We start from the raw sequence: 16,919 nt of genomic DNA, 5'->3' as shown, positions 1-16,919 counted from the left end.
TTTGTTAATCTATAGGTTTCAGAGTTCCTCCTGATGTCTTGCTGATATTCGCTTCTATTTCCGGTCTTCCTTTATATTTTACCAATCCTCCTGAAGAAGCCCTTACCTTAAGTCTGCCGGAAACATTCACAGAAAGATTTCCTCCGGATGTAGCCTCCGCTTCAAGATTATCCAGTTTTAGTTCGTCTGCTTTACACAAAGCACCGCTGCTGATATCTATTAGTCCGGAATTAGCTTTTCCCTCAATAGCCGCATTGGATCCGCTGGAAGCCTTTACCATAACAGATGTTGCCGTAACTCCTACTCTTATATTTGAGCCTGAAGAAGCTGCAATTTCTACTGCGTTGGTGATTTTAAAATCTCCCTTAACATTCGCTCCGGAAGAAGCATCAATATTCAAGCTGTTTTCTTTTATAGAATTCACCACTCTGAAGTTAGCTCCCGACGAGGCTTTGATATTATCCATTCTAGGTGAAGAAATATTAACGCTTAAATTTTTAAATCTTAAATTTTTTTGTCCTTTATTATCTATATATACCTTTAAAACTCCGTTTTCCACTTTAGTAATCACGTACTGAAGTTTATCAGCATCTGCAATAACTTTCACATTGGTAGGACTTTCCTGTTTGAAAACTACATTCACGCCGGTGCTTACACTAATTCCCGAAAACTCACCTACATTTCTGGCCTCTCCGTTCAGATAGGAAGAATTACTCTCGGAGGTAAAACTAGTTCTTGTATTGGTTACAGAATTGGTTTTTGTTTCGCTGGAATTGATGATCTTGTTCACATCATCCATCGAAAGTTTTCCATCCAGCATGACGAGGATATTCTCTCCTTTTCCTCCATCAATGCTTAAAAGCAGGTCATCCAGGATCCCGTCTTTTGCTTCCGCAGAAAGAAATTTAATCTTTGCTCCGGAATTATTAACGGACATGATCTCATTGTAGTTCAATGTTTTTAAATAGGATGCCACATCTTTGTTTAGCTGTGCAAGATGAGTCTGAACCTGAATTCCTTCTTTGCTATTTGCTTTCTCAGGATTTTCGGTGATCAGAATTTTTAATCCGTTAATTTTAGACAGTAGCGGCTTGATCTGATCCAACTGTGAATCGTCTATATTAAGACTGCTAAGCATACTAAACATGGGTTTAGCAATTTTAATAGAGGTTACTCCTTCCACTTCCTGATACTTCTCAAAAAGTCGGTCAAACTTGTCGCTTTGCCCGGACACCATAAAGAAATGGGAAAAGGCAAGGGCAAATATTATGAATATTTTTTTCATGAGTCAATTTTTATTTTTTAAAGCTGATTACTTTTGCCTGATCAGGTGCATAATCTATTTTGTTTGTTAATAATCGTCTTCTACAACGGTAGGCTGTGCTAATTTTTCACTTACGTTATCCGCAAATATCTGGAATGAATACTTAGTCACATTGATGGCTTCTTCAACATTATCGATTCTTTTACCGTTGACGATAACATATGAATTTTTATAGCCTGTTGAATCTTTTAAAGCTTTGTTACTAAAAGATGAATTGTTCACAAATCTAGGCTTTACTTCTTTTTTAAGTCTTCCTCTTTTAGGCAGAATCTCATCCATCACATCTTTTTCCGCTACTGAATTCTCCTGAAATATAGAATCTTTCTTTGCTCCGGAAATAGAGTCGGTATGATTCACCGCTACCTGTTCCTGATGGTCATTATTCTCTTCTATAAATTTTGATTTCTGTTTCAAAACCTCATTTTTCACGAATTGCTCTTTTTCAATAACACCGGTACGGTAATCGTTAAAGAAAAAGCCAACACTCAGGAGAAGGACTAATCCTGCTGCCATCCAGAACCATTTCGGGAAAGAAGGTTTATTCTTCGGTATCGGAATAATAGGTGCCTGCTGAGTTTCAGGGTCAGGAACTCCTCCTTCTGCCTTCTGAAGAAAATCTTCAAAGCTCCAATCCATTTTTTCTTCCTTGATATCCTGGAAGATTTCGTTGTATTTATTCTGAAATTGATCTTTGTTCATAGCTCATCAGTTGTGATATTTGTTCTTTTACTTTTTGTCTCGCCCGCATCAGGTTGACTCGTACTGCGTTTTCTTCCATGTCCAGCATTTCTGAGATTTCGGAGACTTCATATTCTTCTACATCTTTCAGATGGATCACCATTTTCTGTTTTTCCGGGAGCTGGTTGATAAATCCTATAATATAATCCTTCATATTATTGATATCCATGCTGTATAATTCTGAGCGGTGAAGCTGCAAATCTGCAAATCCCAACTTTACATCGTGGTGCTTCAGCCGGTTCAGGCATTCGTTCCGGACGGACTTTAAAGCATAGGATTTCAAATTTCCAAACTTTTCGAGTTCCTCCTTCTTCTGCCAGAACTTTATCATCAGGTCCTGCACCACATCCTCTGCTTCATCACTGCTCATCACAAATCTTTTCGCAAAACGATACATCTCGTCTTTGAGAATAAACACCGTATTCTTGAAAGTTTCTTGGGTCATGAGTTTTGTTTCTATTAGTAAGACAATTAAAATCTTAATTCTATTACATGATACTTTAAAAAAATTGATATTTCCTGCATTCCGCATCTTCCACATACTCATAAACCCCTTCTACAAAAGCGTTTCAATGATTTTTATAAAAATACCTATTTTTTTTCTTTTTAGAAAGATAATTTCAAAATCTTAAGTTTTCTGCTATTTTTCGGTATAATAAATTTGAAAGTTCATAAAGAGATAGAAAACTTACATCCCATTGCTTCTCCTTACCATACCTTTAGAAATACAATCATCTGTGGGATTTGTGGGATAAAAAAAAATTATTTGTAGTGGGGGTTTGAACGATAAACAATTCCCGCAGATCACACGAATCACCCAGATGATTGGGTTATGTGAATCTATTTATTTTGTGCAATCCGTGGTCAATAAATAATAACCACAAAGGCAATTTTTTTTAAAACACTTTAGTTAATTTAAGTTGACCTTACAACTACATAGAAGGACACATAAGTTTTCCAAAAATCTAAGATTTTTATATGGACAAAGTGGTAAGAAATATTCTCAATTATCAGTGTTCTTGTATAACTTGTAGCAAAAAAAACCTCCGAAATGGAGGCTTTCAATATTAATAGGTATCAAAAATATGTTTTAAAATAGCTTTATCATCATCGGTTAATGGCATTTTCCTTCTTGCCATAGCTCTTTCCGCGACTTCATAAGCTTTGTCCAGCTTAAATCTTTCATCATCTTTACCTCCGCCCCACGAAAAGTTTTCTACCAGATTGGGTGGAAAACCGGGTTTGAATATATTGGAAGCAACGCCAATTACAGTTCCGGTATTCAATTGGGTATTGATCGCTGTTTTGGAATGATCGCCCATGATCAGCCCCGCAAACTGAAGTCCTGTATCTTCGAAAGCCTTTGTTCTGTAATTCCATAATTTGACGTGGCTGTAATTATTTTTAAGGTTGGAAGAATTGGTATCTGCTCCGAAATTACACCATTCACCAATCACTGAATTTCCTACAAAACCCTCATGACCTTTGCTTGAATAACCAAATATAATAATGTTATTCACTTCACCACCTACTTTACAATGAGGTCCCACTGTAGTAGCTCCGTAAATTTTTGATCCTAAATTAAACTTAGAATCCTCTCCTAATGAAATCGGTCCGCGAAGATTACAACCTTCCATCACCTCAGCATTTTTTCCTATATAGATCTTCCCCGTTTTTGTATTGATGGTAGAAAATTCTATCTGCGCTCCTTCTTCTATAAACAGGTCTTTTTTATCTCCTAAAAACCCATTGGTAGAAGATAGTTCCTGTGATGTTCTCCCTTCTGTAAGCAAGGCAAAATCAAAATCTATGGCCAGATGATTATACGTAAACAGATCGGTTGGTTTTTTAAAGAAAATTAATTCCTCTTTGATATCTGTCATCTTTTCAATCTGATTCAGGGAAAACCCTTTCATATTGATTTTAGCAGCGACCAGTTCATCTTCATAAACGAGCGCCTCTCCTTGTTTAAGGTCTTTGATCTGTTGGATTACAGTTTCTGTAGGAAGAAAATTAGTAACCAGGAAAAGACTTTCCTTGTCTTCGGGAGTTTTAAATTTATCCTGAAGATAATTTTCAGTAAAGTAAGAAACTTCGGTATTTCCCAGGATCTTTTGCCATCGTTCAGAAAAAGTAAGAATTCCGCATCGCATGGCGGCTACAGGACGGGTAAAGGTAAGAGGAAGGAAATCTTCCCAATATTGGGCATCTGAAAATACTAATTGCATTGTATAGAAGTTAGAGATTAGAAGTTAGAAGTTAGAGGCTGAAACCTGGAAGTCTTATCGTTGACAACCAATTGACAGGATCTCATTTCTGTTCAGAACAAAAATACGAAAATAGCGGGAATGGAGAAATTAGATGTCAGAAGTTAGAGATTAGTTTATAAAAGTCTCCGTAAGAATATGTTTCTTTCTGTTTGAAAAGAATATGATTTCAATTTATAGAAATAAAGTACAAAACATACCCAACTAAATTCTATTAACAAAAAAAGTCTTCCAATCAATTGGAAGACTTCAGTATGTTGGGTAACAAAAAATTACTTGCTGAATTTTTTGTATTTGTTCATAAACTTATCAACTCTACCTGCAGTGTCAACCAGTTTCACTTTACCAGTGTAGAAAGGGTGAGAAGTTGAAGAGATTTCCATTTTGATCAATGGGTATTCTTGTCCTTCAAATTCAATGCTATCTTTTGTTTCTGCAGTAGACTTACAAAGAAACACGTCGTCGTTACTCATATCTTTGAAAACAACAAGTCTATAATTTTCTGGGTGGATTCCTTTTTTCATAATACAATTTTTAAAAAATTAAAGTTTGCTTTCGAAATAGTAATGGTATTTCTCTGCTAATTTTAGGCTGCAAAAATACAACATTTTTTTAAATATCCAAATACTGCATCCAATTTTTTTTATTGATAAGAAATTCAAAGTATTTTCGTTAAATTTGGAATCTATTTAAACTTTAATTTCGATGAAATTCAAACTATTACTGGCTTTTTCTTTCTGGATGCTTCTTGTGGCGGTATCATGTAATAAAGACGATATTACTTTTGATGCTCCCTCACAACAGTTGAGTTTTTCAAAAGACACCGTATTCTGTGACACGGTTTATCACCAGGTACGTTCTGAAACCTATGTCGTAAAGGTATATAATAATGAAGACAAGGACGTTCTCATTCCAAGAATCAATCTTGAAAAAGGAAGTGCATCATTATATAGGATCAATGTAGACGGAAAACCTGGATTTGATTTCAAAGATGTGCCTTTGAGAAAGAAAGACAGTATGTATATTTTTGTTGAAATAGCACCTGAAGCTACAGGTCCGCAAGCTATAGCAGAAGATAAGATTTTATTCAACAGTGGCGCAGGACAGCAGCATGTGACTTTATTTTCAGTGGTACAGGATGCAGAATTCTTTATCCAGACTCCTACCAATCCTAATTTGATCACTACGCATACCATATGGAACAAAAACAAAGCGAAGATCATCTATGGTGACCTTACGGTTAATCCTAATATAACACTGGATATTCAGCCCGGAACAAAAGTGTATTTCCACACCAACAGTGGGATGAAAGTATCAACAGGGGCTACATTAAATATCAACGGAGCCCTGAATGATGAAGTTATTCTCCGTGGCGACCGAAATGACCTTGATCACGACACGCTTCCTAAAAACTGGAATTCTATCCGCATGGAAGCAAACTCCAATCTTAATATGAATTTCGCCAGACTTTTCGGAGGAACCAGAGGACTGGATATGAAACAAAATACGGCCAACATCAGTAATTCATTCATCCATACCTTCTTTGAATACGGAATTTATGCTGTAGGATCTACGGTGACCGCTAAAAACCTCGTAATGAATAACTGCGGTGAGTCATGTATCGGGATCTTCAGAGGAGGAAATCACAGCTACACCCACGCGACCATTGCCAATTATTCCAGAACAATGGGATCATTCAACAGAAACGGAATAACTGCAGCTAACGAATGGAAAAATGCAGCAGGAACTACAGAACAGGGAGCTCTTCAGCGTCTTGATATAAAGAATAGTATTGTGTATTCAGACAGGGACAACTCTGTTAATTTTGAGCAAACTCCGGGACAGCAGTTTGAATTCCTGATCCAGAACTCGCTCATCAAATACTCAGGGGTACCTGAAGCCGGTTTCCCTTTTGATAATAATGTAAGAGTAGTACAGAGCATCAAGAATGAAGATCCGCAATTCCTTAACTATTTTGCAGCGAAGATGAATTTAAGAGTAAAGACGGCATCTCCGGCAAGAGGAAAAGGAAATCTAACTGTAGCAGGAACTGTCCCTCTTGATATTGTGAATGTATCCAGAACCACCAATCCTACTTTAGGAGCTTATCAATAATGGAAATCACACAACTGCAACAGCAGGTCGACGAATGGATCAAAACCATCGGCGTCCGATATTTCAATGAACTGACCAATATGGCTATGTTGACTGAAGAAGTGGGTGAAGTAGCCAGGATCATCGCCAGAAGGTATGGAGAACAGAGCGAAAAAGAAAGCGATAAAAGCAAAGACCTTGGGGAAGAACTGGCAGATGTACTGTTTGTAACTTTATGTCTGGCCAATCAAACCGGAGTGAATCTGCAGGAAGCTTTCGATAAAAAGATGAAGATTAAGACTGACCGCGATAAAGACCGGCATCAGAATAATGAAAAATTAAAATAAGATACAAGATATGAGATTTCAGATCACAGGCTCATGGCAGTCTGAAATCTGATGTCTGTCATCTGACATCTTTAATCCGAAGAAACAATGAAGTTAGAAAAATCAAAATTACTAAGAGATAAAACAGTTCAGATCAGCGGTTCGAAAAGTATTTCGAATCGTTTGTTGATTTTGGAAAGTTTATTCAAAAATATACACATTGGCAATTTATCCAATTCTCAGGATACGCAGCTCCTGAAAAAGGCGCTGTCTGAAAACACTGAAATTGTGGATATCCATCACGCAGGAACGGCTATGCGTTTCCTTGCCTCCTATTATTCTATTTTTGAAGGGAAGACCACCATTCTTACCGGATCCAAAAGGATGAAAGAAAGACCGATCAAGAACCTGGTCAGCGCATTAAAAGATCTGGGGGTAGAGATTGAGTATTTGGAAAATGAAGGTTTTCCGCCTTTAAAAATTACCGGAAAGAAGATCACTCAAAAGCAGGTGAATGTTCCGGCTAATATATCCAGCCAGTTCATCACTTCCCTTCTTCTGATTGCAGGGAAACTGGACAGCGGATTGGAAATAAACTTAGTGGGTGAAATAACTTCAAGATCATATATAGAAATGACGCTGGATATTCTGACAAGATTCGGAATTAAAAACAGTTTTGAAGGAAATACTATTAAAGTGGAACCTTTTCATGGGAATGATGAATCATCACCCGTGAATTATGAGGTTGAAAGTGACTGGAGCTCAGCTTCGTACTTCTACTCGATAGCTGCGCTGGGAAGAGAAACCATCCACCTGAAAAGTTTTTACAAAGAGTCTACTCAGGGAGATTCTGCAATTGCCGGGATTTATGAAGACTTTTTCGGTATTAAAACAATATTCACAGAAGACGAACATAAAATCACTTTACAGCCGGAGGCCGATTTTTCTTTCCCGAAAAAAATCATTCTGGATATGAACAACTGCCCGGATATCGCCCAAACACTTTGTGTAACGGCTGCAGCATTAAAAATTCCTTTTGAAATTTCCGGACTGGGAACTTTAAGAGTAAAAGAAACCGACAGACTTCAGGCTTTATATAATGAACTGAAAAAACTGGGTACCGAAACAGAGATCACAGACCTTACGATCAAATCTGTCAGTTTTGGAGAACCGGAAGAAAATATTTCCATCGGAACTTACCAGGATCACAGGATGGCGATGAGTTTTGCTCCGTTCTGTCTTATTAAGGAGCTCAACATTGAGGACGAAGATGTAGTGGAAAAATCTTATCCGATGTTCTGGAAGGATCTTGATGATGTGATTGTTAATTGATGTGCGGATTCGTTGATATGACAATCTACTAATTTGAAAAACACTCTAGTTTTATGAGAAACTTTTTGCTGATTTTTGCTTTAATGATCCCGCTGGTTTTTTCTGCGCAATATCTTTTACCTAATGAGGAAACTATTTTTTCGTTTGACACAAAAAACGGAAAGAGAATGTCTTTGGTGAAAGATAAAAAGAATAGTTATATTCAATACCGATTGGGAAGCAAAAATCATGTAGAGATGGAGTTTCCCAATTCAAGGACGAAGGAAAGCTGGAAGCAGTTTACCTACAATTCTTACCACAGAGGCGGCGGAAAGCAGAATGCAGGTATGGACCTCAATTATTTATCCTTTTCAAATAATAATTACAAATATCAATTGTTCAGAACCTATTATGCAGAAGATGGATCCTATGCTGCCGGCATCACAGTTACTGACAGCAAAGGGAAAGAAACTGAAATTTCAGGCGTTTATAAAACGATTAAAGGCTGTATGTGCAATCTGGAAGACACAGAGGTAAAGAAAGAAGATTTTGGGTTATAATTTTAATGCCGTTCTATGAAAAAGCTTTTTTGTTTTATCTCTGCATTATTAATCATAGGTTTGCAAGCTCAAAGTCTGAAAGATTTTTCTGTTCCGAAAGGCTATCAAAAAATAGCTGAAGCCAAAGGAGATCTGGACAAAGACGGAAAAGATGAAACAGTGATCATTTTCAATACCGACAAAAAAAATAAACTGAATGACCGTGATAATTTTCTCAGATCATTCTTTATCTTAAAAAACATAGACGGTAAGCTGAAAATCTGGAAGGAAAATAGCACACTTCTTTTGTCCAGCGGAATGGGGTTTTATCCGGAAGAGAATGCGCCTCCTGAAATATCAATTAAAAACAACAGCCTTTCTATTACCCAGATATTCAATACCAATTCTCGGCATACGCAGACTTATCAGCATACCTTCAGGTTTCAGAATGGTGATTTTTACCTCATCGGTTCTCATGACAGATTTGAAGACACCTGCGATTTCAATTATCTGAACGAAATCAATTTCTCTACGGGAAAAGTTATTGCAGATGAAGAATATTCATCCTGTGATGAGGAACAAAAAGTGATCCCTAAAGATACTCACAAAGAATTTAAGCATCCGTTTAAAACCTTGATTAAAATGAACAGCTTCAAGATTGGGGAACATAAGTTTAAAATTCCAGGTTCAGATAAAGATTTCATTTACTAATTTTTTCGATGGATGGGAAGATTCATTACTCTTATATTTTAACACAACTTAATTATCTCTTAAGGTTGAATTAACTTCTCCTGGTATGATATATTGCTATTTTTAATCAAATAAAAATACCATAAACTATATCAACTTAAAGTATGAGATCTTCAACCATTTTATTCCTTGGCCTTACCGCTGCAAGTATGTTTTTCTCCTGTTCGGAAAGAACAGCCGAAATAGATTCAGACAGCACAGAACTAAGTCTTCATCAGAAAAAAAATGAGAGGGCTTCTTTAGCCTCAATCGAAACCAATAGCTGGATGTCCGGACTTCAGGATAATATTTCAATAGCTAAACTTTCGATCCCGGGTACTCATGATTCAGGTGCTATGAGAGAGGTGCCTTCCAACAGTGGTACTGCAAAAACCCAAAACCTTACGATTGCCGAACAACTTAATGCCGGAGTCCGTTTTCTGGATATTCGTTGCAGGCATATTGATAATTCATTTGCGATACACCATGGTGCGATCTACCAAAATTTGAACTTTGATGATGTGCTCACCGCTTGTTACGCATTTTTGGAGAGCCACCCCACAGAAACCATCATTATGTCTGTTAAGGAAGAATACAATGCTTCCAACACCTCAAGAAGTTTTGAAAAAACATTTGACACCTACGTTCAGAAAAATCCTTCTCGATGGAATCTGGGAAATAACATTCCGAGGCTGGGAGATATAAGAGGAAAAATCAGATTATTGAGAAGATTTCCCGCTGAAGTTTCTAAGGGGATTGATGCCACAGGATGGGCAGACAATACCACGTTTGAAATTAATACTACCCCGGGAACATCAGTAAAGGTTCAGGATTATTATAAAGTGACAAATAATGATGAAAAATGGACAAAGATTTCAACCCTTTTTAATGAAGCAAAAAATGATACAAGTGGCAAACTTTTCATCAATTTCACCAGTGGATACAAACCTTTAATCTTTGGAATACCAAGTATACCTGGAGTTTCTGATGCTATTAATCCTAAAGTGACCACATTCTTCCAAAATAACACCAAAGGATCTTATGGAATGATGCCAATAGATTTCATCAACACAGAGTTATCAACACTGATTATTAAAACAAATTACAACTAGATGATTACTTGATCATCCGCTACTATAAAAAATGTAGTCTTTAATTGCTAAAGACTACATTTTTTTCAACGCAGATTGTTTCCGGATTATCTCTGAATCCCGTAGGCTGAAAGTATTTTATTAAAGATTTCAGTATTTTCAAACAGTCCTGTGAATTCCTGAGAATGGGGTCCGTAAGCAAATACACTGGATGGAATGGAGGTATGATCGTTTGTACTGAAATTCCCGAAAACCCAGCCCTCTTTAAGGCTCCCATCCAAAAGTGTCAAGCCTCCGGTTTCATGATCTCCTACAACGATAACCAGTGTTTCTTTATTTTCATCAGAAAATTTCATCGCTTTTCCTACGACATGATCAAAATCTAAGAGTTCAGTCACCAGCTGCTCAAGATTATTGCTGTGTCCTCCTCCATCGGTCTGTGAAGCTTCCACCATCATAAAGAAGCCTTTTTTATTTTCCTTTAAATCATTTAACGTAAGATCAAAAGCATCAGCCAGCCAGTTTCCTCTTCCGTTGCTTATTCTCCGGGAGGCCAAAGGATCAATCACCAAAGTACGGCCGTTTATTGTGCTGACTGATTTCAGATCCTGATAGAAATCAATCCTGGCCTCTTTGATTTTTTGCCCGTTTTCCTGACTCAATCCTCCTGTAGGCCCTCCAATTAAAATCTTCGTTTTAGAATTGACAAAATCTTTAAGGATAGGCTCCGAACTATTTCTGTTATCCGAATGCGCGTAGAAATCCGCTGGTGTTGCATCAGTAATATCTCCTGTGGAAATTAATCCTGAATCCAGTCCCTTTGCTGCAATAATATCTGGAATCTGAGCCAGAGCTTTTCCTTTATCATCGACTCCTACAAATGTATTTTTTGTTTTAACCCCTGTTGCAAATGCCGTTGATCCGGGTGCAGAATCTGTAATGTAGGCATTGGAAGAATTGGTTTTGGATAATCCGGTGGATTTCATATTAAAAACATTCAGCTTCCCTTTGTTAGCTGTAAAAGCAGCATAATACTGGGGAAGGGAAGTTCCGTCCGGAATCAGGAGAATAACATTTTTAACCTTCTTTTTGGTCTGATCTGTTTTGTACGTTGGTTGGTATATTTCATATTCCTTTGTACTCTTATAAAAATTTTTAGGAATGGTATTGATGAACTTTTTAAGATCAGGAATATGATCGGTATTGATATAATCCACATCAAGATCCATCAGGTTTACCCAGGCATTGGTAAAATCAGGGGCTCCGTAAAAACGTACGGGCTTCTGCTGGACATGCGCCTTTTCTACTGCTTTTTTAATTCTTTCCGTTTCCTCATCCCTCGGAATTCCTTTTCCATTCCATTTGACCAGATTCTGGAAGTCTGCACTGAACATTCCCACTCTTTTCAGCTGGTCTCCGGTATAATTTGTATCCAGATCACCATCAAACCAGAGATAATCCGGATAGTTTTTAAAATCACCCGGCTGAGGTTTTGCTCCTGTAATCACCATTTTAATACCCGGACAGCCTGTAATTTCAGGATACTTCTTCAAAATGTTTACCAAAGCATTTAAAGATGTTTTATAATCCTGTTTGATATCGATGAGGAGCTGTAGCTTTTTAGTACTATCGGAATAAATATTTCCTTTGTTAAGTTTGATTTGTTTCGATATCGGATCAAGATAGAGGCTCTCCAGTGTTCGGTCTGGTAGCAGCTCTTTTTCCGTATGGGCAACCCAAAGCTTCCCTTTCACGAGGAAAACATCTGCCTCAATAGAACCAAAGCTGGCATAATAGGCCTGCCAGAAAGGAATTTCCTGCTGATAATCATTATGGGAATGGGCATTGCCCACCGTATACTTCAGATAATTCTGCGCCTGGTTTTGAGTAAACAACCCAAAAGCCAGTACAACTGCTATTTTTTTTGATAATTTCATCATACTATTAAAAAACCGTATCACTGTGCAGCTCACACAGTGATACAGTATATATCTATATTACTATTTTACCACCCTTCATTTTGCTTGATCACGCCGTGACTGTTGACAATTTCAACCTGCGGAACTGCCCATACATTGTGTATTGCCGGGTTGAAGTTTCTCGGAGCCCAGACTTCGTTACCATTGATACCATGAAGCGCTTTTGCATAGGTATTTTTAGCATCTCCCCAACGGACAAGGTCTCTGTGTCGGTCTGCCCACTCGCCTGCCAGCTCACAACGTCTTTCATGTTTCAGGTCAGCCAGTGTACATCCTGTTTTTGGTGTCAATCCTGCGCGGACCCTGATCAGATTAATTTCCACATCAGCATTCTGCCCCTGCATGAGCAAAGCTTCCGCTTTAATCAAAATTACTTCTGAGTAACGCATAATCGGAACGGCCAGATCTGTACATGGATAATCGCCATTCGCACTTACATGGCCGCTGTTGAGCGTATATTTGAAAGCATCCATGTATTTATTAAACTGATAACCCGTAAGTGAATTCGTAGAAGCATACGTTCTTGTTTTTCCGTTAAAAGTGAACTGATCTCCCAGTTTCAAAATGGTTGCACTTCTTCTCTGGTCTCCTGCTTCATATTCGTCATATAATTCTTTTGTCGGTTGGAAATATCCCCAGCCGTTATATTCTCCCCATCCTTTGTTTTCAAGCATCACGCCGGGAAGAATACTTCCCCAAGAGGTAAATTTAGGTGTACCCGGAATGGACCAGATGTATTCTGAGCTGTAATTATTCTCCGATTTAAAAACATCTGAAAAGTTCCCGAGCAGTTTTCTGTTTCCTTTGGTCATGACTTCATTAGCCCAGAATGCAGCGTTCTTCCAGTCTCCCATAAAAAGGTAAACCTTTGCCAGAAGTGCCCAGGCAGCTGCTTTATGGGGTCTACCGTAATCTTTAGGAGAAAGTTCTTCCTGAGAAGGAAGTAATTCAGCGGCTTTCTTCAGATCGTTCACTATATAATTGTAATTTTCATTCACATTGGCCGCTCTCGGAATAGGATTAGGGTCCGGTTCTTTAGTACGGTCGATAATGGGAATTCCTGCTTTTTCATTACCATAGTTATAAGCTAGCTCGAAATACATTCTGCTGCTCATAAACAGAGCTTCTCCAAGGTATTTGTTTTTAACAGCTACCGAAGCCTGAATATTATCCACATTACGGATCACACGGTTGGCAACACCAATCACATTAAACCTTTTATTCCACTGGGTTTCGAGATCACCTGCCGCAATATAATTGCTGCTGAAATTTTTAGCATTATCGGCTTCACTTTTCGCCCTTCCGGTTACCATATCATCACTGGCATTGATGAACCAGAAAAATCCTCTTCCGTAAAATTCTCCGTCAAAAAGAGGTTTATACATCGCATTAGCACCGGTTACCAGATCATTTTCCGTTTTCCAGAAACTGGCTTCTGTCGGCGTTCCTTCGGGCTGAACATCCAGCTCATTGGTACAAGACCAAAGAAGGGCGGATATTCCTGAAACTAAAATTATTGTATTGAAAAATTTCATCTTATTCTTTTTTATGTTTAAAATTATAACCCCACTTCTACTCCGAAAATAAATGAGCGTGACTGTGGATATCTTCCGGTGTCCACTCCGTAGGTATCCATTCCAACTTCAGGATCAAAACCGGTATATTTTGTAATGGTAAACAGGTTGTTGGTGGTCACATAAATCCTCAGCCTGTTCACATTGATCCTGCTGTAAATGTCTTTCGGTAATGAATAGCCAATGGTCAGGTTTTTAAGTCTGAGATAAGATCCGTCCTCAACGTAGAAATCTGATACTTTAGAATAATTCCCACTTGGATCACCATGGACAAGTCTTGGAATATTGGTATTGGTATTCTGCGGAGTCCAGGCGTTCAGGATATCCCGGTCCATATTATAATTCTGCCCGGTTCCGCCAGGATTCAATGAAACAAACTTCATCCCGTTGAAGATCTTATTCCCGTAAACTCCCTGGAAGAATACATTCAGGTCGAAATTTTTCCAGGTCATATTATAAGAAAGTCCGTAAGAAAATTTAGGATAGGGGTTTCCGAGATTTACAAAATCATTGTTATTGAGCACTCCTACATTTCCATCTTTTTTGAGGAATTTAATATCTCCGGGTTTTGCATTGGGCTGGATCAGATTTCCATTGGCATCTTTATAATTGTTGATCTCTTCCTGTGACTGGAAAATACCATCAGTCTTATACCCATAATAAGAGTACAGGGATTCGCCCACTTTGATACGGGTAGGTTTCAATACTCCTCTTACTCCGTTACTGTTGATGAAAATCTCATCCACATCCGCCAGTTTTTTCACCGTATTTTTTAGTTGACTAAAGGTAACGCCCACAGAATAAGTAAAATCACCAGTCTTTTTGCCATTGTAATTAATTCCCAATTCATACCCTTTATCCTGGAATAATCCTGCATTGATGTATTGATTATTGTAGGTTGCCGTACTTGGTAAGCTCACGTTAAAGATCTGGTCTCTGGAATTTTTCACGAAATAATCGAACTGTAAGGAAAGACTGTTATTCAGGAAAGAGGCATCCGCCCCAAAGTTGGTCTGCTCGGATTTTCCCCATTTCAGATCCGGATTCGGACGTGTGGTCGCATAGTAGGCAATATTCTGGGAAGGATCCTGGCCAAAGATAATATTGTTATCCCTTATCATTAAAGGATTAACAGCCTGCGGAGAAATCCCTCCAAGGTTTCCTAAAATACCATAACTTCCTCTCAGTTTAAAGGTCGAAAGCCATGAAATATTCTGCATAAAGTTTTCTTTAGATACTACCCAGGCTCCGGAAAGTGCATAATAATTAGCAAACCTGTTCTGTTTTGCTACCAACGAAGATCCGTCTCTTCTGCCTAATAAGCTGATCACATATTTACCTGCATAATCATAGTTTACTCTAGCCAGGTATGAGATCAAAGCCTGCTGGTATTTGTAACTGGAAACGTCTTTATTGGTATCTGCTGCATTCTGAAGATGCTGGAAAACCTCAGCTTCACTTCTGAAATCATAGGCTTTGGCCAAAAATCCTTCATCAATCGTTTTCTGGAAAGTGAATCCTCCCAGGAAATCAAAATTATGCTGCCCAAAATTCGTTTTATAAGTAAGAAGCTGTTCTGCCAAAGAAGTTGACGAGTTATTCGACTGGTATTCTAGATTATTGGTGTCAAAAATTTTCCCGACTTCCAGAACTCTGTAAGTGAAATTTTTAATCGTTCCTATTTTGAAGGTCTGGGAAAAATTGGATCTGAATTTTAAATTTTTAGCCAAACTGATTTCCGCGTAAGGGTTGATGAGAATCTCATGAGTAGGATTTCTGATACTGATTCTTTGAAGATAAGCAACAGGATTGATCATATCTCCGTACCCCCCTGCCACATCAATTGGTAATCCGGAAAAAGCTCCGGAAGATGTATAGGCAGGAACATTAGGCGGATAATACATCGCAGCGATCAATGCTCCCGTGTAACCACTTTTCGTATCTGCTGTATTTCCGTCCGAATAATTATAATACATATTTTCCCCGATCGTCAGCCAGTCTTTTACTTTATGTTCAGAATTGACTCTGAAATTATATCGTTTCGCCTGGGTATTGAGTAGAATTCCTTCTAAATTTCTATGGTTCATTCCCACAAAAAATCTGGATTTTTCACTTCCTCCACTTACATTGACGTTATATTCCTGTAGGGTTCCCGTTCGGAAAATTTCTTTCATCCAGTCTGTTCTTGTCACTCGCCCATCTGGATATTTGTCAGGATTGAAAGCAATGGGAAGACTGGTTAACTTCCCTGCACTTTCATAAGCTTTGTACATGACGTCCTGGAATTCTGCTGCGTTCAGAGATTCTTTGATTCTCCAGGCATTATTCACCCCATATTTCACGTCAAAGTCTACAGTCAGATTCCCTTTTTTTCCTCTTTTGGTCGTAATAAGAATTACCCCTCCTGAAGATCTGGCCCCGTAAATGGCAGCGGAAGCATCTTTAAGCACAGAGATATCCTGAATATCATTAGGGTTAATGGATGGCGTGCCGTTAAAAACAACTCCATCTACAACATACAGTGGTGTCTCTCCATTAATTCCCCCCAAACCGCGGATATTCACTTTTGGTGCACCATTGGGGTCTCCTCCTTCATTAATCACGGTTACTCCGGGCGCTTTTCCCTGAAGAACTTCTCCTACTCCGGATAAAGATCTGGAAGTAAGTTTGTCCAGTGAAGCTTCAGACACTGCACCGGATACTTTGCTTTTCTTTTGTGTTCCATATCCTACCACCACAACTTCTTCTATGGATTTTTCCTTTAAGCTGTCCTGTTTTTGGGATAGAACCAAAGGTGAGACCGATAGAGCACCGATCAATAAAACCCTTTCTGTTAAATTACCCACAGAAACCGGGATTTTAGATACATTCATTTCATCCTTTTTTATTGGGGACAAAATTAGAACAGGTCTGTCCGGGAATTCATTAAGATTTTCTTATGTTTTTA

14 protein-coding genes are annotated in these 16,919 nt (G+C 38.3%); 6 read left to right on the top strand and 8 right to left on the bottom strand.

Going from position 1 to position 16,919, the window contains the following annotated elements:
• Positions 1–4: 4 nt before the first annotated feature.
• The 5 genes from BUC06_RS02320 to BUC06_RS02300 all read right to left on the bottom strand — a co-directional run bounded on the left by BUC06_RS02320 (position 5) and on the right by BUC06_RS02300 (position 4,853).
• A complete protein-coding gene (locus BUC06_RS02320) occupies positions 5–1,285 on the bottom strand; it encodes a DUF4252 domain-containing protein (protein WP_073329179.1) in 1,281 nt (426 codons plus the stop codon).
• Between the two features lie 66 nt (positions 1,286–1,351).
• Positions 1,352–2,023 (bottom strand): hypothetical protein, encoded by a 672-nt coding sequence (locus BUC06_RS02315; protein ID WP_185116973.1) that lies wholly within the window; start codon positions 2,021–2,023, stop codon positions 1,352–1,354.
• Complete coding sequence (locus tag BUC06_RS02310) at positions 1,998–2,507, bottom strand: RNA polymerase sigma factor (RefSeq protein WP_073329954.1); 510 nt, start codon at positions 2,505–2,507, stop codon at positions 1,998–2,000. The genes BUC06_RS02315 and BUC06_RS02310 overlap by 26 nt, the downstream gene beginning before the upstream one ends.
• 622 nt (positions 2,508–3,129) lie before the next feature.
• Positions 3,130–4,290 carry a GlmU family protein gene (locus BUC06_RS02305; protein ID WP_073329176.1) on the bottom strand — a complete coding sequence of 387 codons (1,161 nt, stop codon included), beginning with the start codon at positions 4,288–4,290 and terminating at the stop codon, positions 3,130–3,132.
• Between the two features lie 311 nt (positions 4,291–4,601).
• Positions 4,602–4,853, bottom strand: coding sequence for a type B 50S ribosomal protein L31 (locus tag BUC06_RS02300; RefSeq protein WP_073329174.1), 252 nt, complete (start codon positions 4,851–4,853; stop codon positions 4,602–4,604).
• 181 nt (positions 4,854–5,034) lie between these two features.
• Between BUC06_RS02300 and BUC06_RS02295 the strand changes: the two genes are divergently transcribed.
• The 6 genes from BUC06_RS02295 to BUC06_RS02270 all read left to right on the top strand — a co-directional run bounded on the left by BUC06_RS02295 (position 5,035) and on the right by BUC06_RS02270 (position 10,440).
• Positions 5,035–6,444, top strand: coding sequence for a hypothetical protein (locus tag BUC06_RS02295; protein WP_073329171.1), 1,410 nt, complete (start codon positions 5,035–5,037; stop codon positions 6,442–6,444).
• Entirely contained in the window at positions 6,444–6,770 is a 327-nt protein-coding gene (locus BUC06_RS02290) for a nucleotide pyrophosphohydrolase (protein ID WP_040997695.1), read from the top strand. The genes BUC06_RS02295 and BUC06_RS02290 overlap by 1 nt, the downstream gene beginning before the upstream one ends.
• A gap of 87 nt (positions 6,771–6,857) precedes the next feature.
• Positions 6,858–8,081 carry a 3-phosphoshikimate 1-carboxyvinyltransferase gene (locus BUC06_RS02285; RefSeq protein WP_073329169.1) on the top strand — a complete coding sequence of 408 codons (1,224 nt, stop codon included), beginning with the start codon at positions 6,858–6,860 and terminating at the stop codon, positions 8,079–8,081.
• A gap of 53 nt (positions 8,082–8,134) precedes the next feature.
• A complete protein-coding gene (locus BUC06_RS02280) occupies positions 8,135–8,620 on the top strand; it encodes a hypothetical protein (protein WP_073329166.1) in 486 nt (161 codons plus the stop codon).
• Between the two features lie 15 nt (positions 8,621–8,635).
• Positions 8,636–9,310, top strand: coding sequence for a hypothetical protein (locus BUC06_RS02275; protein ID WP_073329165.1), 675 nt, complete (start codon positions 8,636–8,638; stop codon positions 9,308–9,310).
• A gap of 143 nt (positions 9,311–9,453) precedes the next feature.
• On the top strand, positions 9,454–10,440 hold the full coding sequence (locus BUC06_RS02270) for a phosphatidylinositol-specific phospholipase C (RefSeq protein WP_083563899.1): 987 nt from the start codon (positions 9,454–9,456) through the stop codon (positions 10,438–10,440).
• Between the two features lie 86 nt (positions 10,441–10,526).
• Here the strand turns inward: BUC06_RS02270 and BUC06_RS02265 are convergent, their stop codons facing one another.
• The 3 genes from BUC06_RS02265 to BUC06_RS02255 form a co-directional block, all read right to left on the bottom strand.
• Complete coding sequence (locus BUC06_RS02265; protein WP_073329160.1) at positions 10,527–12,359, bottom strand: alkaline phosphatase; 1,833 nt, start codon at positions 12,357–12,359, stop codon at positions 10,527–10,529.
• Positions 12,360–12,424: 65 nt separating this feature from the next.
• Complete coding sequence (locus tag BUC06_RS02260; protein ID WP_073329157.1) at positions 12,425–13,933, bottom strand: RagB/SusD family nutrient uptake outer membrane protein; 1,509 nt, start codon at positions 13,931–13,933, stop codon at positions 12,425–12,427.
• Positions 13,934–13,956: 23 nt separating this feature from the next.
• A complete protein-coding gene (locus BUC06_RS02255; RefSeq protein WP_073329154.1) occupies positions 13,957–16,845 on the bottom strand; it encodes a SusC/RagA family TonB-linked outer membrane protein in 2,889 nt (962 codons plus the stop codon).
• Positions 16,846–16,919: the final 74 nt, after the last annotated feature.

The sequence above is a fragment of the Chryseobacterium carnipullorum genome, assembly GCF_900142785.1.
Classification (GTDB): domain Bacteria; phylum Bacteroidota; class Bacteroidia; order Flavobacteriales; family Weeksellaceae; genus Chryseobacterium; species Chryseobacterium carnipullorum.
Note: the sequence above shows the minus strand (reverse complement) of the source record. Positions and strands in the feature narration are given on the sequence as shown.